Source organism: Micromonospora sp. LA-10, assembly GCF_051853095.1.
Taxonomy (GTDB): domain Bacteria; phylum Actinomycetota; class Actinomycetes; order Mycobacteriales; family Micromonosporaceae; genus Micromonospora; species Micromonospora echinospora_A.
Window position 1 is genome coordinate 1,900,187 of sequence record NZ_CP195710.1, and the last position, 24,465, is coordinate 1,924,651.

General features: G+C 73.7%; 21 protein-coding genes and 2 tRNA genes. 10 read left to right on the plus strand and 13 right to left on the minus strand.

Annotated elements, in window-relative coordinates; translation table 11 throughout:
• Positions 1–78: 78 nt before the first annotated feature.
• Positions 79–735, plus strand: coding sequence for a GAP family protein (locus ACSDG8_RS08830; protein ID WP_210898272.1), 657 nt, complete (start codon positions 79–81; stop codon positions 733–735).
• On the opposite strand, the gene ACSDG8_RS08835 is transcribed toward ACSDG8_RS08830, so the two are convergent.
• The 6 genes from ACSDG8_RS08835 to ACSDG8_RS08860 all read right to left on the minus strand — a co-directional run bounded on the left by ACSDG8_RS08835 (position 722) and on the right by ACSDG8_RS08860 (position 5,995).
• Positions 722–1,519: an endonuclease/exonuclease/phosphatase family protein gene (locus ACSDG8_RS08835; protein ID WP_210898273.1), complete on the minus strand. Its 798-nt coding sequence runs from the start codon at positions 1,517–1,519 to the stop codon at positions 722–724. The two genes, ACSDG8_RS08830 and ACSDG8_RS08835, sit on opposite strands and share 14 nt — an antisense overlap.
• Positions 1,520–1,523: 4 nt before the next feature.
• Positions 1,524–3,014: a phosphatase PAP2 family protein gene (locus ACSDG8_RS08840; protein WP_210898276.1), complete on the minus strand. Its 1,491-nt coding sequence runs from the start codon at positions 3,012–3,014 to the stop codon at positions 1,524–1,526.
• A 77-nt stretch (positions 3,015–3,091) separates the two neighbouring features.
• The gene (locus ACSDG8_RS08845) at positions 3,092–4,093 is read right to left on the minus strand and encodes a YihY/virulence factor BrkB family protein (RefSeq protein WP_210898278.1); all 1,002 of its coding nucleotides are present in this window, start codon (positions 4,091–4,093) and stop codon (positions 3,092–3,094) included.
• On the minus strand, positions 4,086–5,093 hold the full coding sequence (locus ACSDG8_RS08850; protein WP_210898281.1) for a diacylglycerol/lipid kinase family protein: 1,008 nt from the start codon (positions 5,091–5,093) through the stop codon (positions 4,086–4,088). The genes ACSDG8_RS08845 and ACSDG8_RS08850 overlap by 8 nt, the downstream gene beginning before the upstream one ends.
• Positions 5,094–5,183: 90 nt before the next feature.
• Positions 5,184–5,759, minus strand: a complete 576-nt coding sequence (locus ACSDG8_RS08855; RefSeq protein WP_210898283.1) for a Clp protease N-terminal domain-containing protein — start codon at positions 5,757–5,759, stop codon at positions 5,184–5,186.
• Entirely contained in the window at positions 5,759–5,995 is a 237-nt protein-coding gene (locus tag ACSDG8_RS08860; protein WP_210898285.1) for an HTH domain-containing protein, read from the minus strand. The genes ACSDG8_RS08855 and ACSDG8_RS08860 overlap by 1 nt, the downstream gene beginning before the upstream one ends.
• Positions 5,996–6,091: 96 nt before the next feature.
• On the opposite strand from ACSDG8_RS08860, the gene ACSDG8_RS08865 reads away from it, so the two are divergent.
• The 4 genes from ACSDG8_RS08865 to ACSDG8_RS08880 all read left to right on the plus strand — a co-directional run bounded on the left by ACSDG8_RS08865 (position 6,092) and on the right by ACSDG8_RS08880 (position 11,199).
• Entirely contained in the window at positions 6,092–6,892 is an 801-nt protein-coding gene (locus tag ACSDG8_RS08865) for a PP2C family protein-serine/threonine phosphatase (protein WP_210942985.1), read from the plus strand.
• Positions 6,893–6,977: 85 nt separating this feature from the next.
• Positions 6,978–7,808: a universal stress protein gene (locus tag ACSDG8_RS08870; RefSeq protein WP_210898288.1), complete on the plus strand. Its 831-nt coding sequence runs from the start codon at positions 6,978–6,980 to the stop codon at positions 7,806–7,808.
• 128 nt (positions 7,809–7,936) lie between these two features.
• The gene (locus ACSDG8_RS08875) at positions 7,937–10,339 is read left to right on the plus strand and encodes a phosphoketolase family protein (protein ID WP_210898290.1); all 2,403 of its coding nucleotides are present in this window, start codon (positions 7,937–7,939) and stop codon (positions 10,337–10,339) included.
• The gene (locus ACSDG8_RS08880) at positions 10,336–11,199 is read left to right on the plus strand and encodes a universal stress protein (protein WP_210898292.1); all 864 of its coding nucleotides are present in this window, start codon (positions 10,336–10,338) and stop codon (positions 11,197–11,199) included. Before ACSDG8_RS08875 ends, ACSDG8_RS08880 begins: the two co-directional genes overlap by 4 nt.
• Before the next feature lie 6 nt (positions 11,200–11,205).
• Here ACSDG8_RS08880 and ACSDG8_RS08885 read toward each other — a convergent pair whose 3' ends face one another.
• Positions 11,206–13,554 carry a heavy metal translocating P-type ATPase gene (locus ACSDG8_RS08885; protein ID WP_210898294.1) on the minus strand — a complete coding sequence of 783 codons (2,349 nt, stop codon included), beginning with the start codon at positions 13,552–13,554 and terminating at the stop codon, positions 11,206–11,208.
• A gap of 155 nt (positions 13,555–13,709) precedes the next feature.
• Between ACSDG8_RS08885 and ACSDG8_RS08890 the strand changes: the two genes are divergently transcribed.
• On the plus strand, positions 13,710–14,720 hold the full coding sequence (locus ACSDG8_RS08890) for an Acg family FMN-binding oxidoreductase (RefSeq protein WP_210898296.1): 1,011 nt from the start codon (positions 13,710–13,712) through the stop codon (positions 14,718–14,720).
• Between the two features lie 93 nt (positions 14,721–14,813).
• On the plus strand, positions 14,814–16,481 hold the full coding sequence (locus ACSDG8_RS08895; RefSeq protein ID WP_210898412.1) for a sensor histidine kinase: 1,668 nt from the start codon (positions 14,814–14,816) through the stop codon (positions 16,479–16,481).
• A 6-nt stretch (positions 16,482–16,487) separates the two neighbouring features.
• Here the strand turns inward: ACSDG8_RS08895 and ACSDG8_RS08900 are convergent, their stop codons facing one another.
• A complete protein-coding gene (locus ACSDG8_RS08900) occupies positions 16,488–17,126 on the minus strand; it encodes a response regulator (RefSeq protein ID WP_013284884.1) in 639 nt (212 codons plus the stop codon).
• Between the two features lie 187 nt (positions 17,127–17,313).
• Between ACSDG8_RS08900 and ACSDG8_RS08905 the strand changes: the two genes are divergently transcribed.
• Entirely contained in the window at positions 17,314–18,288 is a 975-nt protein-coding gene (locus ACSDG8_RS08905; RefSeq protein ID WP_210898298.1) for an Acg family FMN-binding oxidoreductase, read from the plus strand.
• Between the two features lie 110 nt (positions 18,289–18,398).
• On the opposite strand, the gene ACSDG8_RS08910 is transcribed toward ACSDG8_RS08905, so the two are convergent.
• Positions 18,399–19,400, minus strand: a complete 1,002-nt coding sequence (locus ACSDG8_RS08910; protein WP_210942986.1) for an NAD-dependent epimerase/dehydratase family protein — start codon at positions 19,398–19,400, stop codon at positions 18,399–18,401.
• 1,241 nt (positions 19,401–20,641) lie between these two features.
• On the opposite strand from ACSDG8_RS08910, the gene ACSDG8_RS08915 reads away from it, so the two are divergent.
• The gene (locus ACSDG8_RS08915) at positions 20,642–21,217 is read left to right on the plus strand and encodes a hypothetical protein (protein ID WP_439427791.1); all 576 of its coding nucleotides are present in this window, start codon (positions 20,642–20,644) and stop codon (positions 21,215–21,217) included.
• Between the two features lie 76 nt (positions 21,218–21,293).
• Here the strand turns inward: ACSDG8_RS08915 and ACSDG8_RS08920 are convergent, their stop codons facing one another.
• The 3 genes from ACSDG8_RS08920 to ACSDG8_RS08930 form a co-directional block, all read right to left on the minus strand.
• The gene (locus ACSDG8_RS08920) at positions 21,294–22,892 is read right to left on the minus strand and encodes a PKD domain-containing protein (RefSeq protein WP_439427792.1); all 1,599 of its coding nucleotides are present in this window, start codon (positions 22,890–22,892) and stop codon (positions 21,294–21,296) included.
• Positions 22,893–23,096: 204 nt separating this feature from the next.
• Positions 23,097–23,168, minus strand: a tRNA-Val gene (locus tag ACSDG8_RS08925).
• Positions 23,169–23,179: 11 nt separating this feature from the next.
• A tRNA-Gly gene (locus ACSDG8_RS08930) sits at positions 23,180–23,252 on the minus strand.
• Between the two features lie 158 nt (positions 23,253–23,410).
• Between ACSDG8_RS08930 and ACSDG8_RS08935 the strand changes: the two genes are divergently transcribed.
• On the plus strand, positions 23,411–23,656 hold the full coding sequence (locus ACSDG8_RS08935; protein WP_116505082.1) for a DUF6458 family protein: 246 nt from the start codon (positions 23,411–23,413) through the stop codon (positions 23,654–23,656).
• 77 nt (positions 23,657–23,733) lie between these two features.
• Here the strand turns inward: ACSDG8_RS08935 and ACSDG8_RS08940 are convergent, their stop codons facing one another.
• Positions 23,734–24,402 (minus strand): hypothetical protein, encoded by a 669-nt coding sequence (locus ACSDG8_RS08940; RefSeq protein ID WP_439427793.1) that lies wholly within the window; start codon positions 24,400–24,402, stop codon positions 23,734–23,736.
• Between the last annotated feature and the right edge of the window lie 63 nt (positions 24,403–24,465).

The following is a 24,465-nucleotide window of genomic DNA, read 5'->3' on the forward strand; positions in this document are numbered from 1 at the left end:
GGTGGTGCTCACCGTGCTGCTCAACCTGGTCCTGTAGAACCCGGCCCGGCGTCCACGACGGCGGCACCAGAATGGGGCATGCCCCTGCTGACCGCGCTGCCGCTGGCGCTGGAGATGGTCGCCGGGTCGAAACTCGTCAGCGCCGTCGTGCTCGCCGGTGGCCACCACCCGCGCCGTAGTTCGGTGGCCTTCCTCGGCGGCGTGGCGGTCGGCGTCCTCGGGCCGCTGACGCTCTGGTACGCGGCGTTCCGGGTGGTGCGGCACACCGCCGTGCACGGCATCGGGGTGGGCGGCAGCCGCCGGCTCATCGACTGGATCGTGCTGGGCCTGCTGGCCGTGCTCATGGTGGTGACGTTCCGCAGGCGGCGGCGCGACCGGCCGCCCGGCTGGCTGCGCCGGTTGCAGGACCCCCGGCCCGCGTACGCCTTCGGTCTGGGGCTGCTGCTCGCCGTCGCCGTGCCGAGCGACGAACTGGTCATGGCGTCGGTCGCGGGCAGCATGGCCGGGCACGGCCGCCCGTGGTGGCACCTGCTGCCGTTCGTGGCGCTCACCGTGCTGCTGCTGGCGCTGCCGCTGCTCACGCTGCTGGTCTTCGGCGACCGCGCCGAACGGCTCCTGCCGGCGTTCCGCGCCTGGACCGACCGGCACTCCTGGCTGATCAGCGAGGCGGTCATCCTGATCTTCGCGGCCTTCGTGGTGGCCGACCTGGCGTCGACGTCGTTCAGCCGGCCGTGAGGTCCACCTCGGCCAGCACCGGATAGTGGTCCGACGCCGAGTCGGCGTCACCGTCGCGGACCACCCGCACCGCGCGTACCCGGTCGGCCAGCGCCGGCGTGGCGAGCAGGTAGTCCAGCCGCATCCCGGCGAACTCGGCGCCGCCGTGCCGGGTCGGCACGGTCCGGCCGCCGGCTTCGTCGCCGCCGGAGCGCGGCCACAGGTCGACCAGCCCGGCGTCGAGCAGCCGGGCCACCGCGCGGGTGTCCACGGTACGGCCGTCGCGGCGCAGGTGCCGCCGCCGGTACGGGGTGGCCAGCCCGGCGAGCCGGGCGGTGTGGTCGACGGCGGGCTCCAGCGTGTTCAGGTCCCCGGCGAGCAGGGCCAGCGCTCCCCCGGAACGCCGCAGCGCGGCGGCCAGCCAGTCCGCCTCCATCCGCCGCCGCCCGCCCGAGTAGGGGTACAGGTGCGTGCTGAGCACGGTGAGCGGTCCCGCGCCGGTGACCACCTGGACCCGGGCGGCGGCGTGGTGGAACGGGCGGCGGACCCGGTCGGCGCGCAGCACCCGCAGCGGCGGGCGGACCAGCACCGCCACCGGCTGGCCGAAGCAGGACCGGGCCAGGTACGGCGCCATCCCGAGCCGCCCGGCCAGGCCGCCCAGCGTGGCGTCCATGCCACGCAGCTCCTGCAGGGCCAGCACGTCGGGCCGCTGCGCGGTGACGACCGAGACGATCCGGTCCCGGCGGTCGGCGCCGTCGCCGTCCCGCCCGCCGGTCCGGATGTTCCAGGTCATCACCCGCAGCATCGGCTCAGTCCGGCCGCGCGGCCTTGGCCAGCTCGTCGTCCAGCTCGTCCACCTGTTCGGACTCGATCGCCGGCTGGTTGCCCTCGGCCACGTCGGCGTTGGGCCGGATCACCCAGTACAGCAGCGACAGCCAGAGCGCGCCGAGCAGGATCGCGCCCATGAAGTCGGTCGGGTGGTGCATGCCCCGGTACATCCGGGAGGTGGCCACGCCGACCGGCATCAGCACGGCCATGCCCACGAACAGCCACCGCCACCACCTGTCGGTACGCGGGAACACGATGATCGCCATGGCGGCCCAGAGGCAGATGGTCGCGGCGATGTGCCCGGACGGGAACGACGAGGTGGGCATCTGCCCGTCCAGGTTCTCCACCGGCGGCCGGGGCCGGTCCACCACCCGGGCGCTGGCCAGGAACAGGCTCAGCTCGCCGAACATCGCCAGCACCACGAACAGCACCGGCCGCCAGCGCCGCCACAGGGCCAGCACGATCGGGCAGAACACCAGCGAGACCAGCAGGATCGCGTGGGTGTCGCCGAACTTGCTCCACCACCAGCTCACGTCGGTGAGCACGTCGGTGTGCCGCTCGGCGAACCAGCGCGGCACCTTCGTGTCGAGCGTGTCGAAGAACGTGCCCTTGGCGTGGTAGCTGACGAACATGCCGAACGCGTAGAGCGCGCCGAACACGAGCACCCAGCCGACGAGCAGCTCGGCGACCGCGGAGCGGGGGTGCTCCAGCACCTTCTCCTCGTCCGGCGCGAGCGCCAGCTCGTCGCCCGCCTCCGGTTCCAGGCCCTCGCGCAGCGGCGGCACCGGCCGGCCGCGCTCGCGCCGCCACAGCCGGAAGGCGTACGCGGTGACGCCGAGCCAGGCCGCGCCGAGCAGCCAGCCGCCGATCACGTCCGACACGTAGTGCACGCCCAGCGCGATCCGGGTCAGTCCGACCAGGAAGATCAGCACACCGGCGATGGCGATGGCGGGCTTGCGCCAGCGCGGCGCCATGGCCGGCAGGAACACCAGCAGCAGCGCCCCGTACGCGACGAACGAGCCGAGCGCGTGACCACTGGGGAAGCTGTTGCCGGGCGCGCTGGCGATCGGCACGTCCACCACCGGGCGCAGCCGCCCGACCAGCGCCTTGAGCGACGGGTCGAGAATCAGCCCGCCCGCGCCGGTGACGATCAGGTAGACCGCCAGCCGGGACTGGCGGCGGATCAGCAGGCCCACCACAGCGATGGTGACCAGCCAGATCAGCACCGGCCGCCCGCCCAGGTCGGTGATCGCCTGGAGCACTGTGACCAGCGGGCCGTGCGGGGCCACCAGGCCGTTGAACCACTCGGCCGCCGCGTGGTCGGCGTCGCCCAGCGGGCTCCAGCGGAACCGGACCAGCATGAGCAGCACGCCGAACCCGACTCCCGCGCCGGCCACGGCGAGCAGGCCCGCGAGGCTCCGCTCGGCGAAATGGCCGAGCGGCCGGCTCCCGGCTTCCTTGACCGCGGTCACACCGCACCTCCCTCGTTCCTCTGCGAGGCGCGCTGTACCCGATCAGCGTGTCCCGTACACGCTGGACCGGCGTGGCGTCAGAGCGAGGTCATCTCACCGGTGTCGAACAGGTCCTCGCGTTGCGCCTCCGGCTGCCACAGATCCGGCTGGGCGGGCTCCTCCACGCCAATGCGCATCGCTTCGAGCTGCGCGGCGAAGGACAGCCCGCCGAACAGCGCCATCCCGGTGAGGTTGGCCCAGAGCAACAGCGCCATCATGCCGGTCAGCGCGCCGTAGGTCTGGCCGAATCCGCCGCTGTACTTCACGTAGGCGGCCAGCAGCAGGCTGGCCAGCCACCAGATCGCGATGGCGATGGCCGCGCCGAAGAACAGCCAGGACAGGCCGGGCTGCCGGCGCCGCGGGGCGTGCCGGAACAGCACCGCGACGGCGAGCACTGTCAGGCCGAGACTCAGCGGCCAGCGGATCACGTTCCACCCGGCCATGGCGACGTCGCCCCACTCGTAATGTCGCCGTACCGACTCGCCCATCGCCCGGCCGCCGACCAGGATCAGGAAGCCGGCCAGCGCGGGTACGCCGGCGACCACCGCGAGGACCGTGGCGCGCAGGTACTTGGCCAGCGCCGGGCGGTCCCGCTCGACGCCGTAGATCCGGTTCGCGCCCCGCTCGATCTGCGCCATCGTGGTGGTCAGCGCGACCAGCCCGGTGAGCAGGCCGAGGGTCAGCGCCAGCTCGCCGGCGTCCTCGCTGCGCTCGCTGTCGGTGAGCAGATCCTGCACCATGGCTTCGCTCTGGCCGGGCGTGATGGCCAGTACGGTGTCCGCGACGACCTTGCCGCCCTCGTCCACGCCCAGGTCGGTGATCAGGCCGGTGAGCGCGATCAGGAACGGCACCACCGCCAGGCAGAGCTGCAGCCCCAGCGCCCGGGAGTGGCTGAAGCCGTCGCCGTAGCGGAACCGGACGAACGCGTCCCGCAGCAGGCACCAGCCGCCGTGCCGGCGCAGCGTGTGCCAGGCGTCGTCGGCGGACAGCTCGTTCTCGGTCATCAACCGGGTTTCGGGGACCAGCTTCGTGCTACTCACGGCGGGCCTCGTCGACCAGGTGCTCACCGCGCTCGCCGACCGCGTCGGCGTCCACCGCCAGGTCGGGGTGCTCCTCGGGACGCGGTACGCAGAGCCAGAGCGACTCAGGGCGGATGGTGGCCTTCAGCGACCGGCCCGGCTCGATCAGGTCGCCGTCGAGCTGCCGGGGCTGCGCCCGGGTGCTGGTGATCTCCACCGAGCGGGCCCGGAACACCTCCATCCCGGGGACTCGGTCGCGGCGGCGCATCACCGCCCAGCCCATGGCGAGCCAGTGGCGCAGCGTGCGCGGCGTCAGCACCGCCACGTCGAGCCAGCCGTCGTCCGGTTCGGCGTCGGTGAGCAGGCGTACCCCGCCCTGGAGCCGCCCGACGTTCGCGACCAGGACCGAGCGGGCCCGGCGGCGCAGCGGCGGTTTGCCGTCGATGCGCACCGAGACCCGCATCGGCCGGTCCCGCAGGTGCCGGGCGGCACCCACCACGTACGCCGGCCAGCCGATCCGCTTCTTGGTGGTCTCGGAGGTGGAGTCGAGCATCTGGGCGTCGAAGCCCATCCCGGCCATCACCGCGAAGCACTGGTCGCCGACCACGCCGACGTCGAGGCGGCGCATCCCGCGCTCGACGGCGACCTCCAGCCCGGCGGCCAGGTCGCCGGAGAGGCCGAGGTTGGCGGCGAGCAGGTTGCCGGTGCCCTGGGGCAGCACCGCCAGCGCCACGTCGGTGCCGGCCAGCGCGGTCACGCAGGCCATCACCGTGCCGTCGCCGCCGCAGGCGAAGACGACCTCCGCGCCCGCCTTGACGGCCTGTTCCGCCTGCCCGCGGCCCGGGTCCTCGACTGTCGTCTCGTACCAGGTCGGGGCCGGCCACCCGGCGGCGGCGAGCGCGCCGTCCACGGTGCGACGGAACTCGTCCAGGTCGGTCACCTTGACCGGGTTGACCACCACTGCCGAGCGCGGGGTGCGGTTCTCCGCGTTCACCGGGCGCTTGTCGTCTGCACCGTCCACGGCGTCAGTGTGCAGGACACGGGGCGTGACGGCGACCCGGCGCAGCGGGACGTTGCGAGAACCGCAAACAGGTTTGAAACTCCGATGGCCTCAGGCGGCCTCGCGCAGCGCCGCGTCGGTGCGGCGGCGCAGGTCGTCGATGTCCGCGCCGGCCTCGGTCAGCACCACAGCGGCCAGGCCGTTTCCCTCGCGCAGCAGGCCGAGCAGGATGTGTTCGGTGCCGATGTGCCGGTGGCGCAGCCGCAGCGCCTCGCGCAGCGCCAGCTCCAGCACCTTCTTCGCCCGGGGCGAGAACGTGCCGTGGTCCGGCCGGCGACGCCACCACCGGCGCGGGCGCGGGGTCGCCTCCCGCAACGCGTCGGGGCCGAAGGACTCCTCGATCCGGGACACGATCGCGGCGAGGTCGATGCCGATCTCGCGCAGCGCCGCGGCGTCGGCCTCGCCGAGCCCGTCGACGCCCCGCGCGGCGTGCCGGGCCACGGCGGCGCGCAGGGCGTCGGCCTCGATCCCACCGGCCGCCAGCAGCCGGGCGGCCAGGCTGTCGCGGTCGGCCAGTACGCCGAGCAGCAGGTGCTCGGTGCCGACGGGCCGCCGCCCCTCGGCACGGGCCTCGTCGAGCGCGTGGCGCACCACGGTGCGGGCCCGGTCGGTGAATCGTTCGAACATCACGCCTCCCAGCTCTGGGATACCGCCGGTCGCCCGGCGTGCTTCTTGTGGACCGCCTGCCGGCTGACCTCGAGGGCGTCGGCGATCTCCTGCCAGGACCAGCCCTGGCGCCGGGCGTTGTCCACCTGGATCACCTCCAGCCGTTCGAGAAGCCGCCGCAGGGCGAGCACGGCACGCAGGCCGACCTTGGGGTCGGTGCTGCCGGCCGCCGCCGCGAGTTCCGTAGCCTGACTCATGCTGTCAATGTAGGTTGACGCGCGAGACGTGTCAACCCTGGTTGACACGCGTCGTGGCCTACCGCCCCCGGCCCCCGGCGGTGCTACGGTCCGCTGGTGTTCCGCCGCCGTCCGCTGGACCGGCCGGTCGAGCCCGCGCGCCGGCTCACCGCCGGCCGCCTCACCCTGGAGATCGCCGGGGGCAGCGTGGTCGGGCACCGATACCCGGAGAACTACGACGTGCTGCACGTCGACCCGGAGCTGCCGATGGCGGTGGTCTGCGACGGCATGGGCGACGGCGAGGGCAGCCGGATCGCCGGCACGACCGCGGCCGAGACGTTCGTGGCGCGGGTCCGCGCCGACTGGCCCGCCGTCGGCCCCGCCGAGCTGCGGGCCGCCGTCGCCGAGACCCAACGGCGGGTACGCCAGGCCGGGGCGGCGCAGTCCGGCCTGACCGGATGCACGCTCACCGCGCTCGTGGTCCAGCCCGACGGCGAACACGGCTGGCTGGTCCAGCTCGGCGACTCGCGGGCGTACCGGCTGCGCGACGGGCTGCTGGAGCTGGTGACCGTCGACCACACCATGGCCTGGCTCGGCCTGCTGCACGGCTGGTGGCCGCCGGACTCGCCGGAGGCGGCCCGGGCCCGCTACCAGCTGCTGCGCTACGTCGGGCACCCGGACCGGCCCGAGCCGGACCTGCTCGCCGTGCCGCTGCGCCGGGGCGACACCTGGCTGCTGTGCACCGACGGCATCAGCGACCAGCTCGGCTACCACCGGCTGCGCGACCTGCTCGCCACCCGGCGCGACCCGGCGCGGACCACCCAGGCCCTGCTCGCCGCCAGCCTCGACGAGGGCGGCGAGGACAACGCCACAGCCGTCGTCCTGCGCGTCCATCCCACCCTGCCCGCCCCGCGCTGACCGCCGGTTTCCGCCGACCCGGTCCGGCGCACCCGGTCCCGCGACTACGGTGAGTGAAAAGCGGGGGTCGGGGAGGTGAGCCGGGGTGGCCGCACCCAGCCACGGTTCGGTGGTGGTCGGCGTGGGCCGGTCGGCGGAGGATCTGGCGGTGGTCCGCACCGCCGCCGCCGAGGCCGCCGCCCACCACCGGCCGCTGCACCTGCTGCATGCGTTCAACTGGGCCGCGACGCCCGGGCCCGCCCCGGCGGGCGGCAGCCGCACTGACGCGGAGAACCTGCTGGAGAGCGCCGGCCAGGTGGCCGCCGAGTGCGCGCCCGAGGTGCCGGTCAGCGGTGAGATCGTCGAGGGCTCACCGGTCGAGGCGCTGCTGCGGGCCGCCGACACCGCGTTCCTGGTCGCGCTCGGTGACGGCGGCATGTCGACCCGGCCGAACGGCGTACCGACCGACACGCCCGCTGTCGAGGTGGCCGCCCGGGCCGGCTGCCCGGTGCTGGTCGGCCGCGCCGAGCCGGCCCCGCAGGGACCGTTGATCGTCGGCTTCGACGGGTCGTCCAGTTCCCGCGCCGCCCTCGGGTACGCCTTCGACTGCGCCGAGAGCCGCGGCGCGCGCCTGCTCGCCGTGCGGGTGATCGAGCCCGAGTGCGGCGACGGCGACGACGGGCTGCTGGAGGAGGCGGTGAACCGGCACGCCGTCCGGCACCCCCGGGTCACCGCCGACTGCCTCACCGTCCACGGTGAGCCGACCGCCGTCCTGCTCGACCGGTCCCGCGCGGCGCAGATCGCGGTGGTCGCCGCGCGGGGCGACGGGCCGGTGGGGTCCACACTGGGCGCGGTCAGCCAGTCCCTGCTCTACCATTCGCCGGCCCCGCTGATCGTCGTACGAGGGCTCAGCCCGGGCGACGGGGACGGATCGTGACGCCCGCGCGAGGCGGGACCTACGGCCCTGACCGGCGACCCCGGGCAGGGACGAAGCTGGACGTGCCGGGGGAGAAAAAGCGGTCCCCGGGTGGCAGCCGACCCCGATCCACGAGAGGCTGAGGCAGCATGGACACCGCGGTGAACCTGCACAGGCCCCTGACCGAGGAAGAGCTGCGTCGGTTGGACGCCTACTGGCGCGCGGCGAACTACCTGACCGTCGGCCAGATCTATCTGCTCGACAATCCGCTGCTGCGCGAACCGCTCAGACCCGAGCACGTCAAGCCGCGCCTGCTGGGCCACTGGGGCACCAGCCCCGGGCTCAACCTGCTCTACACGCACCTCAACCGGGTCATCGTCGACCGGGACCTGTCCGCCATCTTCATCACCGGCCCCGGCCACGGCGGCCCGGCGCTGGTCGCCAACACCTGGCTGGAGGGCACCTACAGCGAGCTGTACCACCACATCCCCCGCGACGAGACCGGCATGCAGCGGCTGTTCCGCCAGTTCTCCTTCCCCGGCGGCATCCCGAGCCACGTGGCGCCGGAGGTGCCGGGCTCGATCCACGAGGGCGGCGAGCTGGGGTACGCGCTGAGCCACGCGTACGGCGCCGCGTTCGACAACCCGGACCTGCTGGTGGCCTGCGTGATCGGCGACGGCGAGGCGGAGACCGGCCCGCTGGCCGGGAGCTGGCTGTCGAACGTGTTCCTCAACCCGGCCCGCGACGGCGCGGTGCTGCCGATCCTGCACCTCAACGGCTACAAGATCGCCAACCCGACCGTGCTGGACCGGATCCCCGGCGCGGATCTGCGGGAGATGATGCGCGGCTTCGGCTACCAGCCGTACGTCGTGGAGGGCGACGACCCGGCGACCGTGCACCAGCTGCTCGCCGCCACGCTGGACCGGGCGGTCGACGAGATCGGCGAGATCCAGCGCCGCGCCCGTTCCGGCGGGCCCGTGGAACGCCCCCGCTGGCCGATGATCGTCCTACGCACGCCGAAGGGCTGGACCGGCCCGTCCCGGGTCGACGGCAAGCAGGTCGAGGGCACCTTCCGCGCCCACCAGGTGCCGATCTCCGAGGTCCGGGACAACCCGGAGCACCTGGCCGAGCTGGAGCGCTGGCTGCGCAGCTACCGCCCGGAGGAGCTGTTCGACGCCACCGGCGGCCCGGTCGCCGAGGTGGCCGAGCAGCCGCCGACCGGTGACCGCCGGATGAGCGCGAACCCGGTGGCCAACGGCGGCAGGCTGCTGCGCAACCTGGAGCTGCCCGACTTCCGCGACTACGCGGTCGACGTACCGACGCCGGGCGAGCCGATGGCCGGCGCGACGGGCGTGCTCGGCCCATGGGTACGCGACGTGATCGCGCGCAACCCCGAGACGTTCCGCCTGTTCGGCCCGGACGAGGTCGCCTCGAACCGGCTCGGCGCGGCGTTCGAGGTGACCGACCGCGCGTTCGTCGGCGCGGAGGTCCCCGGCGACGACCACCTCTCCCCCGACGGCCGGGTGATGGAGGTGCTCTCCGAGCACCTGTGCCAGGGCTGGCTGGAGGGCTACCTGCTGACCGGCCGGCACGGCATCTTCACCAGCTACGAGGCGTTCATCCACATCGTCGACTCGATGGTCAACCAGCACGCCAAGTGGCTCAAGGTGACCCGGCACATCCCGTGGCGGGAGCCGGTGGCCTCGCTGAACTACCTGCTGTCCAGCCACGTGTGGCGGCAGGACCACAACGGCTTCTCGCACCAGGACCCGGGCTTCATCGACCACGTGATGAACAAGAAGGCCGAAGTGGTCCGCGTCTACCTGCCGCCGGACGGCAACACGCTGCTGTCCACCATGGACCACTGCCTGCGCAGCCGGCAGTACATCAACGTGGTGGTGGCCGGCAAGCAGCCCGCGCCGAACTGGCTGACCATGGACGAGGCGGTCCAGCACTGCCGCCGCGGCCTGGGCATCTGGGACTGGGCCAGCAGCGACGACGGCGCCGAGCCGGACGTGGTGCTCGCCTGCGCCGGCGACGTGCCGACGCTGGAGACGCTCGCCGCGGCCGACCTGCTGCGCCGGCACCTGCCGAACCTGAAGGTGCGGGTCGTCAACGTGGTCGACCTGATGCGCCTGCAGCCGCCGTCGGAGCACCCGCACGGCCTGCCGGACAACGAGTTCGACACCATCTTCACCCGCGACAGGCCGGTCATCTTCGCCTACCACGGCTACCCGTGGCTGATCCACCGGCTCACGTACCGCCGCACCAACCACGAGAACCTGCACGTCCGCGGCTACAAGGAGGAGGGCACCACCACGACGCCGTTCGACATGGTGATGCTCAACGACCTGGACCGCTTCCACCTGGTCATCGACGTGATAGACCGGGTGCCGGGGCTGCGGTCGAGGGCCGCGCACCTGCGTCAGGACATGGTGGACGCCCGCCAGTCCTGCCGCGACTACACCCGGCGCTACGGCGAGGACGACCCCCGGGTCGCCGAGTGGCGCTGGGTCCGGGAGAACGATCCGGCGCTGAGGAGTGGCGAATGAAGGACGAGATCCTCGTCGGCTACGACGGCTCCGCCGATGCGGCTGTCGCCCTGAACTGGGCGCTGGACGAGGCGGGCCGCTCGGGCTGGCCGGTGCGGCTGGCGTACGTCTTCGAGTGGCTGACGGTGACCGGCTGGATCGGTCCCGGGGTGGCCCCGGGGGTGTGGCCCGACGAGGCCGCCCGCCGGCAGGTCGAGGAACTGGTCCGCAGGGCGGCGGCGGACGCCGCCGCCGACCGGCCCGGCCTCACCGTGCACGGCGAGGTGTTCGACGGCCCGCCCGCGCTGGTGCTCCAGGAACGGTCCGCCGAGGCCGGGATGCTGGTGCTCGGCAGCCGCGGCCACGGCGGCTTCGGCGGGCTGCTCGCCGGCTCCACGGCGGTCTCGGTCACCGCGCACGCCCACTGCCCGGTGGTGGTGGTCCGCGACGGTCAGCCCGCCACGTCCGGGCCGGTGGTGGTCGGCTCGGACGGCTCGGAGACGGCGCTGCGGGCGCTCGGCTTCGCGGTCGAGCGGGCCGCACAGCGGGACGTGCCGCTGCGGGTGCTGCGGGCCTGGGAGCCGCCCGGCGACCGGTGGGTGCCGCCGGACTTCGACCCGGAGAAGACCGCCGCTACTGAGCGGGCTGCCGCCGATGCGGAGCTGGCGACGTGGCGGGAGAGCTTCCCCGACGTGCCGGTGGAGGTCGAGGCCGTCCCCGGCAGCCCGGCGGCGCTGCTGGTGGAGGCGAGCCGGTCGGCGCAGCTCGTGGTGGTCGGCAGCCGGGGCCGGGGCGGGTTGCGGGGCATGCTGCTCGGCTCGGTCAGTCAGCAGCTCATCCAGCACTCGCACTGCCCGGTGGCGGTGGTACGCGAGCGCTGACCGCTCTCAGCGGCCGGGCGCGGCGGAGCCCTCACCGGGGTTGAGCGAGAAGTAGTCCTCCTCCTCCTGCGCCAGGTGCAGGCGCAGCACCGCGTCCAGGCCGTACAGCGCGGCGAGCAGATCCGGCACCTCGTCGCGGCGCAGCCGGCCGTCGGGCTGCGCCGTGAGGTGCCCGCCGATCCGCTCCACCAGCCGCACGATCTCCACGTGCGCCCGGCTCATCGTCGAGGTCGCCTCGTCGCTGCCGAGCGGGCCGGCCAGCGCCGGGTAGAGCTGCCGGTCCTCGGCCGCCTCGTGCGGCAGCACCTCGTCCACCAGGCGGCGGTGCACCTCGCGCAGCGCCGGCAGGCACTGCGGGTCGTCCGGGCGCGTCGCCACCAGGTCGGCGGTGTCCCGCAGCCGGGCCAGCACGTCGCGCACGCCGCCGTGCTCGCCGGCGTACCTGTCGATCAGCTCCACCGTGTGCGCGGGCAGGTCCCGCCGCCGCAGGCCGCCGCCGAGCGCGCGCAACGCGTTGAGGATCACCAGGACGTCGATGCCCTCCTGGAGGAACGCGCCGGCCACCGGGGGCAGCCGGCCGGCCGCCGCCACCAGCATCGCCAGCACCGCCAGGCCCATCCCGACGGTGGCGCTCTGCACCGCGATGCGGCGGGCGTACCGGGCGATCTCGACGGCGTCGGCGAGCCGGTCCAGGCGGTCCACGGTGAGCACCGCGTCGGCCACGTCGGCCGAGGCGGTCGCCCCGGTCGCGCCCATCGCCACCCCGACGTGCGCCTCGGCCAGCGCGGGCGCGTCGTTCACCCCGTCGCCGACCATCACCGTCACCGCGCGCGCCGACTCCTGGCGTACCCGCTCGGCCTTCTCCTGCGGCGAGCAGCGCGCGATCACGTCGTCCACGCCCACGATCTGCGCCACCTGCCGGGCCGTGCCGGGACGGTCGCCGGTGACCATGACCAGCCGGGTCAGGCCCGCCTCGCGCAGCCGCCGCACGGTCCGCCGGGCATCCGGGCGCACCGGGTCCTCCAGCAGGATCGCGCCCAGCGGCCCCTGGTCGTCGCTGACCCAGACCGTGGAGAGCCCGGCCCGTTCGGCGCGCTCACCGAGCCGGCCCGCCCACTCCGGCGGCTCGCCCGCGAACTGCCCGACGTGCACCGTGCGCCCGTCGACACGCCCGCTCACCCCGTGCCCCGGCTCCTCGGTGACGTCGGTCGGCTCGGCCAGCGGCAGCCCACGCTCGCGGGCCTGCCTCACCAGCGCGGCGGCCAGCACGTGCGGGGAGAGCTGCTCGACCGACGCGGCCAGCCGCAGCACCTCGTCCCGGTCGCCACCCGGCGCCGTCACCACCTCGGCCGCGCGGGGCCGGCCCGCGGTGAGCGTGCCCGTCTTGTCCAGCAGCAGCGTACGGGCACGGCCCAGCTGCTCCAGCGAGCCGCCGTCACGGACCAGCACGCCGCGGCGGGCCACCCGGGACAGGCCGGAGACCACGGCGATCGGGGTGGCCAGCAGCAACGGGCACGGGGTGGCCACCACGAGGACCGCCACCGCCCGGGTGAACTCGCCTGACAGCAGCCACGCCAGCCCCGCCAGGACCAGCGTGAACGGCACGAACGCGGCGGCGTACCGGTCGGCGAGCCGTACCATCGGCGCCTTGCGGGCGGTGGCCTCGCCGGCCAGGCGGACGATGCCCGCGTAGGTGCTCTCCGCCGCGTTGCGGCGGGCCCGCAGCCCGAACCCGGCGCCCGCGTTGACCACGCCGCTGGCGACCTCCTCCCCCGCCGCGCGGGTCACCAGTTGCGACTCGCCGGTCACCACCGACTCGTCGAGCGTGGCCGCTTCCTCGACCACGCCGTCGACAGGCACCACGTCGCCCGGCCCGACCAGCAGCCGGTCCCCGACCGCGACGCGGTCCAGCGGCACCACCTCGATCCCGCCGTCCGGGGTCCGCCGCCGCGCCTGCCGGGGCGCGCGTTCCAGCAGCGCCCGCAGGTCGCGGGTGGCGCGGCGCTGGGCGTACTCCTCCAGCGCCCGCCCGGTGGCGACCATCACCGCGATGACGGCGCCGGCCAGGTACTCCCGCACCAGAAGCGCGCCGAGCAGCGCCAGCACCGCGATGACGTCCACCCCGAACTGCCGTAGCCAGAGCTGACGCAACGTCGTCCAGGCGGCCGGGACCAGCGCGACCAGTGTGACCGCCGCCCAGACCAGCCGGGCGGCGTCGTGCGCGCCGGCGAACCACAGCGCCGCGCCGGCCAGCACGGCCACGGTGAGCAGCACCAGCGGCGCCCACTCGGTCCACGCCCACCGCCGGGCACGGGCCGGCTGCTCGGGTACGCACTCGCGTGGTTCGGTTCCCACCCGAGGATCCTCCCAGCCCGGGCGGGACGACGGGGGTGATCGCGCGGCGAGGGACGCCTGCGGGGTGGCCGGGCATGTCCGAGGATGGAGCGGCATCCCCCACCCGGGCTTCCCGGGCGTGGGGCACGATGGGGAAAACAGGAAAGGTCGTGACGATGAGCCACGAGACGCCGGCCGGCGATCGCCCGTTGACCACCGCGCTCGCGGAGGCCGCCGGAATGGCCGGCCACGCCCCCTCGGTGCACAACACGCAGCCGTGGCACTGGACGGTTCTGCCCGACGCGCTGGAGCTGCGGGTGGTACGCGAACGGCACCTCAGCGCCATGGACCCGGAGGGTCACCTGCTGGTGGTGAGCTGCGGCGCCGCGCTGCACCACGCCCGGGTGGCGCTGGCCGCCGAAGGCTGGACCCCGGTGGTGGAGCGGCTGCCCGACCCGAAGGAGCCCGACCTGCTGGCCCGGATCACCAGCCTGAAGCACACCGGCGCCGACCCCGACGCCATGCGCGTCGTGCAGTGCATGCAGGTGCGCCACACCGACCGACGGCCGGTCAGCGACGAGCAGATCCCGACCGCCGCGCTGAACGACATCGACCGGGCCGCCACGCTGGAGGGGGTGAACCTGCAACTGCTCGACGACACCCAGAAGATCCAGCTCGCCGCCGCCGCCCAGCAGGCCGCCGCCGTCGAGGCGGACAGCCCGGAGCTGCGCGAGGAACTGGCGTACTGGACCAGCCGGGCCGGCACCGGCACCGGGCTGCCGCCGGAGGTGCTGCCCGAGCAGGCGCCCCAGACGACCGTTCCGGCCCGCGACTTCGGCCGCGCCGGGTCGCTGCCGATCGGGCCCGGCCACGACAAGACCGCCGTCTACGGGATCCTCTGGGGCTCCGACGACGAGACGATGAGCTGGCTGCGCGCCGGGGAGGCGCTCTCCGCCGCCTGGCTCACCGCCACCCGGCACGGCGTGTCGCTGGTGCCGCTGTCCGGTGTGGTGGAGGTCGAGGGCACCCGTGAGGTGCTGCGGCAGATTCTCTCCGGCCTCGGGTTCCCGTACATCAGCATGCGGCTCGGCGTGGCCGACCCGACGCACGCCGGACCGCCGCACACCCCCCGGCTCGACGTCACCCAGACCGTCGACACCTCGGCGGTTCGCGACCGCCTCACCTGACCGGTCTCGATCAGGGCGGCCGCCGGGCGATACGATCGCCCGGTGGCCGCCGCACCCCAGCCCCAGCATGAGCACGTCGCGCCGTCGCTCGGGCTGACCCCGCTGTCCCGCGTCCGCCTGGACGAGCTCCTCCAGGAGATGCTCGACCGCGTCGGCGAGGTGGTGACCAGCCGCGAGCGGCTACGGGCGCTGCTGGACGCCGTCGTCGGCATCGGGTCCGACCTCGACCTGCGCAGCACGCTGGAGCGGATCGTGCAGTCGGCGTGCGAGCTGGCCGGCGCCCGCTACGGCGCGCTGGGCGTGATCGGCCCCGACCGGATGCTGCACGACTTCATCGTCCACGGCATCAGCCCCGAGCTGCACGCGAAGATCGGCGAGCTGCCGCACGGCCGCGGCGTGCTGGGCCTGCTCATCGACGAGCCGAAGCCGGTACGCATGCCGGACATCACCAAGCACCCCAACTCGTACGGCTTCCCGCCGCACCACCCGCCGATGCACAGCTTCCTCGGCGTGCCGGTACGCATCCGCGACCACGTCTGGGGCAACCTCTACCTGGCCGAGAAGCAGGGCGCGACCGAGTTCACCGAGGACGACGAGGAGATCGTGGTGGCGCTCGCCGCCGCGGCCGGCGTGGCGATCGAGAACGCCCGCCTCTACGCGCTGGCGCACCGGCGGGAACGCTGGCTCGCCGCCGCCGCGGAGATCACCTCGGTGCTGCTCGGCGAGGTGCGCCGCACCGACGCGCTGACCCTGGTGGCCCGCCGCGCCCGTGAGGTCGCCGAAGCCGAACTGGCGCTGGTGCTGCTCTACGACGAGGACGAGGCGCAGTTCACCGTCGAGGTGGTCGACGGCGCCGACCCGGTCACCCGGGAACTGGTCGGCGCGGTGCTGCCCGCCGCCGAGACCAGTTTCGCCGCGTCCGCCACGTCGGGCCGGCACGACCAGGTGGAGAACCTCGCCGCCGCGGCGCCCTGGCCCCGGCCCGTGGTCGCCGGGCCGGCAGTGGTCTCCCCGCTCGCCGCCGCCGACACGCTGCACGGCGTCCTGGTGATCGGCTACCGGCCCGACCACGGCCCCGCCGCCGACGACGACCTCGCGCTGCTGGCCAGCTTCGCCGGACAGGCCGCGCTCGCCATGGAACGGGCCCGCGGTCAGGAGGAGCGGGAACTGCTCGTCGTCCTGGAGGACCGCGAACGCATCGCCCGCGACCTGCACGACGTGGTGATCCAGCGGCTGTTCGCCACCGGTCTGCAACTGCAGAGCGGCGCCATGAACGCCCGCCCCGAGGCCGCCAAGCGGATCAACCAGGCCGTCGACGACCTCGACGCCACCATCCGCGACATCCGCCGCACCATCTTCGAGCTGCGTACCCCGATGAGCGCGGCGCTGCGCACCGAGATCCGCGAGGCCATCGAGGTGGCCGCCGAATCGCTCGGCTACCGGCCCGACCTGGAACTGGTCGGCCCGATCGACAGCGCCGTCCCGGACGAGCTGCGACCCGAACTCACCGCCGTGCTGCGCGAGGCGCTCTCCAACGCGGTACGCCACGCGCAGGCCGACCGGGTGTCGGTGCGCGTACGCGTCGACTCCGGCCACGTCGAGATCACCGTCACCGACGACGGCATCGGCTGCGACCCGGAGGCGGCCCGCAGCGGGCTGGTCAACCTGCGGGAGCGGGCCGAGCGGCTGGGCGGCGAGTTCTCGCTACGCCGGGCCGAGCCGCGCGGCACCGAGCTGCGCTGGAGCGTCCCGCTCGACTGACCGGCGTCAGGTGTTCTTGCCGAGCAGCCGGGTCGCCAGCACCGCCGCCTGGGTACGCCGCTCCAGACCGAGCTTCGCCAGCACGCTGGACACGTAGTTCTTCACCGTCTTCTCGGCCAGGAACATCTTCCCGGCGATCTCCCGGTTGGTGAGCCCCTCCGCCACGTACTCCAGGATCCGCCGCTCCTGCTCGGTGAGCGACTTCAACTCCCGGGGCTGCTCCACGCCGCTGCGGATGCGCTCCAGCACACGGGTGGTGATCGCCGGGTCCAGCAGCGACTGCCCGGCCGCCACCCGGCGGACCGCGTCCACCAGGTCGGTGCCGCGGATCTGCTTGAGCACGTACCCGGCGGCACCCGCCATGATCGCCGCGAACAACGCCTCGTCGTCCTCGTACGAGGTGAGGATCAGCCCCTTGATCGAGGAGTCCACCGCGCGGACGTCCCGGCACACGTCGATGCCGTTGCCGTCGGGCAGCCGGGCGTCGAGGATCGCCACGTCGGGACGCAGCGCGGGAATGCGACGCGCCGCCTCCTGGGCCAGGCCGGACTCGCCGACCACCTCGATGTCGCCGCTGCTCTGCAGCAGGTCGGCAAGGCCACGACGGACGACCTCATGGTCGTCGAGCAGGAACACCCGGATCATCAGTCCTTTCTACCCGCTTTCCCGCCTCGGTAGCACGGGTCGAAAGTCCCGTCCTCCCCGCGCCGGGCGGGACCGACGGCCGGGCCCAGGTGGGGACCTCCGGCCCTGCTCAGGGCGCTGCCCGCTGACGCACCGTTAGTGATGTACCGGACGGGGGAGCCGGCGCCGCACGAGAGGGAGCACCACCATGACGACCGAATACACCACCGCGGACCTGCGGGCCGCGGTCGCCGACGCGGTCCGGGCGCCGTCGCTGCACAACACCCAGCCGTGGCGGTTCCGGGTGGTCGACGGCGGCATCGAAGTGTCAGTCGACCCGCTGCGCGGCCTGCCCGCCACCGACCCGACCGGCTGGGGCGCGCGCATGGCCGCCGGCGCGGCGCTGTTCAACCTGCGGCTCGCGCTCGCCGTGGCGGGCACCCCGGCCACGGTGCGGCTGCGCCCGTACCCCTCCGACCCCGACGTCGTGGCCCGGCTCGTGCCGGACGTGCCGCGCCGCCCCACCCCGACCGAGCAGAGCCTGTACGGGGCGATCAGCCGCCGGTTCAGCAACCGCGCGCCGTTCTGGCCGGACCCGGTGCCCGCCGAGGCCCGCTGGCGGCTCGGCGAGGCGGCCCGGGCCGAGCAGTGCTGGCTGGAGCTGGTGATCGGCACCAGCGCGGTGAACGCGGTCGCCGAGGTCGCCCGCAGCGCCCACCGGGTGCTGGAACGCGACCCCGCGTACGTGGCTGAGCGGATGGAGTGGATTCGCTCCGAGCCGGCCGCCGACGGCGTGCCCACCGTCGCCGGCGGACCGCAGAGCGAGCCGCAGGACCTGCTGCCCCAGCGCGGCTTCGGCGGCCGCAACCGCGCCCCCGGCCGGGACTTCGAGCCGGAGCCGCTCGTCGCGGTGCTCGGCTCGGCCGGCAACACCTCCGCCGACCAGATCCTCGCCGGGCAGGCGTTGCAGCGGGTGCTGCTCACCGCCACCGACGCCGGGCTCAGCGCGTCGATGCTGTCCCAGCCGATCGAGGTGCCGGCCGCGCGGGAGGCGCTGCGGATGTCGCTAGGCCGGTTCGGCACCCCGCAGATGGTGATGCGGATCGGGTACGGCCAGCCGGGCCGCGCCACCCCGCGTCGCCCGGTCGAGGAAGTGCTCGACCTGCCGGTCGTGCCGGCCTGACCCGAACCCCTCCGCGGGTCAGGCCGGCCGCCCGGCCCTTTGTTCCGGCCCTTTGTTCCGGCTCAGCGTTCCGGCGGCGCGGTCCAGCGTTCCGGCGGCGCGGTGCCTGGTCAGGCGGGGAGCGCGGCCAGCAACGCGGCCTCCCGCTCCGGCGCCAGGCCGACCGGGGCACGGGCCGGCCGCCCCGCGCGCGCCGGCACCTGCCCCACCTCGCGCAGCCACCGCCAGGTGTCGGCGACCGTCTCGGTCACCGGCCGGCACACGAGCCCCGCCGCGTACGCCCGCTCGACGTTCCGCTCCTGCAACCAGCGGTACTCGTGCCCACGCGGCACCCAGACCGGCAGGTCGTTCCACGGCACCACCCCGGCCGCCAGGATCGGCTCCGGCGCCGTCCACCGCAGCGTCGCGTCCGACCCGGTCGCCGCCACCGCCGCGTCGAGCAGCTCGCCCATCGTCGCGTGCCCGGTGCGACCGATCACGTTGTACGCACCGCCGACGCCCTCGGCACCCCGGTCCAGCAGCCAGTTCGCCAAGTCGCGGACGTCCACGTACTGGATCGGCAGGTCACGCGGCCCAGGCGCCAACACGTCCCCGCCCCGGGCGATCCGGTTCAGCCACCACGGCAGCCGCCCGATGTCCTCCCCCGGCCCCAGGATCAGCCCGGCGCGCACGAGCAGCGCCCGGTCACCGAACACCCGGGTGGCGGCGAGTTCCCCGCCCGCCTTGTTCGCCGGGTAGTCGCCGTCCTCCGCGTCCGGGTCCGCCGCCACCGTCGGCGCCTCCTCACCGGTGCCGAGTTCGACGGGTGGCGCGTACACCGAGCCGCTGGACACGTAGACGTAGTGCGGCACCGCGCCGACGAGCGCCGATGCCGCGTCCCGTACCGCCCGGGGCGCGCCGTCCCAGGTGTCCACCACCAGATCCCACTCGCCGCCGGTTAGCGCGGCCAGCCCGTCCGGCATCGTCCGGTCACCCCGCAACCGGTGTACGCCGGGCGGCGCCTGCCCGTGCACGCCCCGGTTGAACACGGTCACCTGCCAGTCGCGGCGTACCGCCTCAGCCACCACGGCACCACCGACAAAGCCCGTACCACCAAGCATCAGGAGTCGCATACGTCCCAGCGTGCCGCCCCGTGCCGGGCATGGCGCCCCTTGTTCACGGTCAGCGGATCTGCCAACGGCAGAACCCGCGCCCGGGAGCGGGCCAGGCCCGGCGCGGAACGAGGACGCTGCCCAGTGCGGGAGGATCTGTCGCCCTGTCGGGAGTCCGCGCCCCTCGCCTGTCACCGTCGATCTTGGAGTTGTGGTGCCACGGATTGCCCGGTTACCACCTTTTCGCGAGGAGCCACAACTCCAAGATCGGCGAGCCACCCAAGGCCACAGCAAGTTCCGGACAGCCCCGAACAGCCGCCACCCCCGGGGGGGCCTTCGCGATCTTGCACTTCGGCACCCCGCATAACGCGTAAGTCGGACACCCGGAGGGCCCGACCTGCAAGATCGGCGCAGCCGTCGCAGTGGTTGACACCGGTGCCCCGCCCCGCCCGACCCGCCCCACCGTCGCAGTGCGTCACTCCGGCGCTCGGCCTGCCCTGCCCACCCCCGCCCTGGCCGCCCCGACCCGGCCTGGCCCGGCCCGCCCCGGCCCCGCCCGCACTGGCCCTGCCCGGCCCGGCCCTGCCCGGCCCGGCCCGAGAGCGTCGATCATGAAGTTGACGGTGCTTCGTGTCCGGTTTGTCACCGCTAACCTCATGATCAACCCTCGCTAGGGGGCCTGAGAGGGCTTCATCGGGGGTGATCAAGGAGTTTGTGTCCTCGTCCAGGCCGGAAGGTGCCGCAAACTCCTTGATCACCCGGGGCGCGGAGCGAGGTGCCCGGCTGGACTGGGTTAGGGCTCCGGTGCGGTGGGGGTTTGGGGGTGCGGTGTCCGGTTCGGGGGTGGTGGGCGGCACTCTGAGGGTGGAATCGGTGGCGGGTCGGTGGCGTTGTAACCAGGTGACCGACCGAGCAAGGCCGCAACCCCGAGCGGAGCGGCGTCGGCTGCGGGAACAGTCCGCGGCCAGCGCTCGTTGAGTACGGTTCCGACGGCGTGAGCCGGCGGGGAATCATCCCGCCCGGCCGGTCGTTGAACACGGTTCCGACGACGTGAACCCCCGCGCCGCTCCCCGGCGGCGCGTGACGTGCCCCGGGAATGATGCCGGGTGGCGGGTCGTTGGACATGCTTCCGGCACCCGCGTCGAGGCCCCCGCCCCGCGAGCAGCCGAACCCCCAAGACTTCTTGAGCGCCTGACGGTGCTCGCACCCGCACCGAAACCCCCTGTCGGTGTGGGCGTCGATCCCCCGAATGGAGCCCCCCAATGAACACGATCCTGCGGAAGAGCATCCTGGGTATTGCTGGTCTGGCCTTCACCGGTGGCGTGTTCGCCGGCCCCGTCGCCGCCCACGCCGCGGACACCACCGCCGGCGCCAAGCCGGTCAGCGTGAGCGTGCAGGGCGACAAGCTGATCCCGCACGGCGTGCAGGGCAAGCAGTCGCGTATCGACCTGAACGACGAGCAGACCAAGAACGTGAAGGCGATCATCGCGGCCACGAAGAAGGCCGGCATGGACGAACGCGCCGCCGTCGTGTCGATCGCTACGGCGTTGCAGGAGTCGAAGCTGGAGAACCTGGGTCACCTGGGTGACCGTAACGACCACGACTCGCAGGGCCTGTTCCAGCAGCGCCCCTCCTCCGGTTGGGGCACGGTCGAGCAGATCACCGACCCCGAATACTCCACGACCGCGTTCCTGAAGGGCCTGAAGCAGGTCGACGGCTGGAAGGACATGCCGCTGACCAAGGCCGCCCAGACCGTCCAGGTCTCCGCCTACCCCGACCACTACGCCCAGTGGGAGCAGCAGGCCGCCGACCTCGTCGCCGAACACTGGAACAAGTAAGACCAACAGGTAAGACACAGCGAAAGGCCGGCACCCCGAACCAACGGGGTGCCGGCCTTTCCGCGTACCCGATGGGTCAGGCCGGGGGCAGGACGAACGTCCACGTGGTGGTGGTCGTGCTGGCCGCGGCGCCGGTGGCGGTGAGCCCGCCGTAGCTGCCGGTCGGCACGCTGCTCGCCGAGTCGGCGAGCAGGCCGGTCACCCGTCCGCCGCCGGTCTGCGAGGTGTTGCTGCGCACCGCCACGCCCGCCGGCGGGGTGAGCGCGGTGGAGGTGCTGTCGCCGTGCAGCCAGTACGACACGGCCCAGCTCTGCGCGGTGGTCACCGGCGCGTACGGGGTGATGCGGGTGGCGGTGCTCGCCGCGTCGGTGGCCCGGGTGAAGACGGGCGCGCCCGGCGCCACGCCCCGGTACGCGGCCAGCACCAGGTTGCCCTTCGCCTGACTGTCCAGTGTCACCCGGACCGCAGTGCCCGCGTCGCCGGCGCCTGCTGTCTTCCACCAGGCGGTGGTGGTGGCGAAGCCGCCGTCGAGCCGGTCGAGTCTGCTCCAGCCGGTCACGCCGGTCGGCTCCCCGGTGCCGGTGTGCGTGTTCTGGCTGAGCAGAAGCAGGAGCATGTCACCGGCCTGCACGCCCGCCGGGACGGTCACCGTGTGGCTGGTCCAGTTGGCGTTCGCGGTGGCCTGGCCGACGTACGAGATCCGCTCCGGTACGGGCGCGACAGTCACCTCGACTGTCGCGGTGCCGGTGGCGCCCCGGTCGTCGGTGACGGTGAGCGTGACCGGGTAGGTGCCGGCCGCCGCGTACGTGTGGGACGTGGTCGGTACGGAGGCCGTGCCGGTGGTGTCCCCGTCGCCGAAGTTCCAGCTGTGGTTCTGGATCGCGCCGTCGGCGTCGGTGGAGCCCGCGCCGGTGAACGTGCACACCAGCCCGGAGCAGGTGGGCGTCAGCGCGGCCACGGGCGCCTGGTTCGCCGGACCGCCCGAGCCCTTCAGGATCTTCACGTAGTCGATGTCGCCGGCGAAGTAGTCGCAGGTGACCTTCGTACCGTCGCACTGGCTCTTGCCGCCGACGGACAGCGGCCAGGTGTTGGCGATGGTGCCGGTCGGCCCGTTGAGGCGGCTGGTCCGCACGCCGTCGACGTACATCTCCACGTAGGCGGAGGTGCGGTTGCAGGTGATCGTGTGCCACTGGCCGTCGGAGATCGGCACGTCCGTGTAGCCGGTGCGGGAGGCGCCGTCCGCGCCCCGGAACAGGCACTTCGGCTTGCCGTTGGGCGCCTCGAACTTCCAGTAGCCGCCGGCCGCGTTGCCCTGTCCCTTTTGGAGGATGTTGCCGAAGGAGTACGTGGTCCGGTAACGGATGGTCACCGAGAAGTCCCCGGCGTCGGGGTTGAAGTCGGTGGTGTGCGGCACCAGGTCGACGTGGCCCGGGACGTACTCCTTGTCGGTGGGCAGGTGCGTGGCGAAGCGGTGGCCGGTCGCCCCGGCGTAGAGCGCGCCGGTGACCACCTCGCCGCCGATCGTGCCGTGGCGGCCGTTGCCGCTGTAGTCGGTCAGCACCGTCGACGACGACGCCGGTTCGTCCATGCTGTAGAACGCCACCGTCCGTGTCGCGGTGGCCTGCGCGGGCGCGGCGGATACCGTCACCCCGGCCGCCGCGACGACTGCCGCCACGCCTAATCGTGAGGCCGTCCGCCGCCACCGTCCCCGCTCGATTGTTGCCATCTGAACGCCTCCCTGCGCATCGGGCCTCACAGTGACACGCGCGGTGGCAGCGGCAGAATAATCCGCACGGTGGACCTGGGAGACCGATGTGGCCGGTGCCGGCTGTCCGGTGGGAGACGACCGCCTGTCGACCGGCGGCGTGGTGACTCTCGGTGGGCGATACTGGGTTTGAACCAGTGACCTCTTCCGTGTCAAGGAAGCGCGCTCCCACTGCGCCAATCGCCCGGGCAATCGCGAGCGGACGACGGGATTCGAACCCGCGACCCTCACCTTGGCAAGGTGATGCGCTACCAGCTGCGCTACGTCCGCGTGCCGCCGGCTCGCGCTGGCGACGCAGCAGACTCTACCCGATGCCAAGATCGCCTCGCGGCGGACCCCCGCCCCGCCGGGCGGCAGGTGGTTGCGCTGCCCGCCGCCGGGGTACTGAGGCCGGTGACAGCACAACCATCCCCCCGAAGGAGGCTGTCGTGGGTATCGGTACGAGCATTTTCCTGATCGCGGTCGGCGCGATCCTCACGTTCGCGCTCAACGCCAGCGTCGGCGGGGTCGACCTCGACGTCGTCGGCTGGATCCTCATGGCGGCCGGCGTCCTCGGCCTGATCATGACCACGCTGGTCTGGGGCCGGCGCCGTCCGGTGGTGGCCACCACCGCCGAGGAGCCGGTGGAGTACCGCCGGGTCGAGGAGCGCCGGGACGTCGCACCGCCGATGTGACCGCAGGCGGGGCCGACGGAGCTGATCGGTCCCGGGAACCGGACCGGCCGGATCGGGTGATCCGGCCGGTCCGTCTGCTACGGCCGCTCGGCGTCGGTGGCGGCGCGCAGCCCGTACCAGCCGATCGCGGCCACGAGTGCCACCTGCACCAGGTAGCTCACGACGACCACCGCGCGACCGGCGTCCTGCGGCACCAGTACGAACGCCACGACGTAGACCAGCCCGGCGACGGCCAGCGGACGCGGCATGGTCCGGCCGATCAGGATCCCGACCAGCGCCAGGACCATGCCGAGGACGATCGCCACCTGGCTGCCGAGGATCGCCGGGAGCAGCCCGTCCACCTGGTCGTTGAACGCGTCGAACAACGCCCGTCCCTCCGGCTCGGGCAGGACGGCCGGGTCGGCGGCGTAGGCGAACGGCAGCACCTCCGCGGTGATCGCCAACGCGAACACCACGCCGCCCAGGCCGGCCAGGAACGCCCCCACCAGGTTCAGCACGCCCGCGCGGCCCCGGGCCAGCCCGACGATGAAGACCGCCGCGGCGATCCAGGAGATCGCGTACGCGGGCCCGCCCAGGTAGAGGTTCATGGGCCAGTACGCGGACCCCAGCTCACGGACCTCGTCGTAGTGGATCGCGCCGTCGAACGGCGGCTCCCACAGCATGAACACGGTCCGTCCGGCCAGGGACGCCAGGAGCAGGACGAAGAGGGCGACGAGCGCGGCACGGCGCAACTTCGGTACGGGCACGGTGGGAGCCTCCGTCGATCGGGTGTCGCCCCACCGTGCCGAGAACCGCCGGCCCGGGCATCG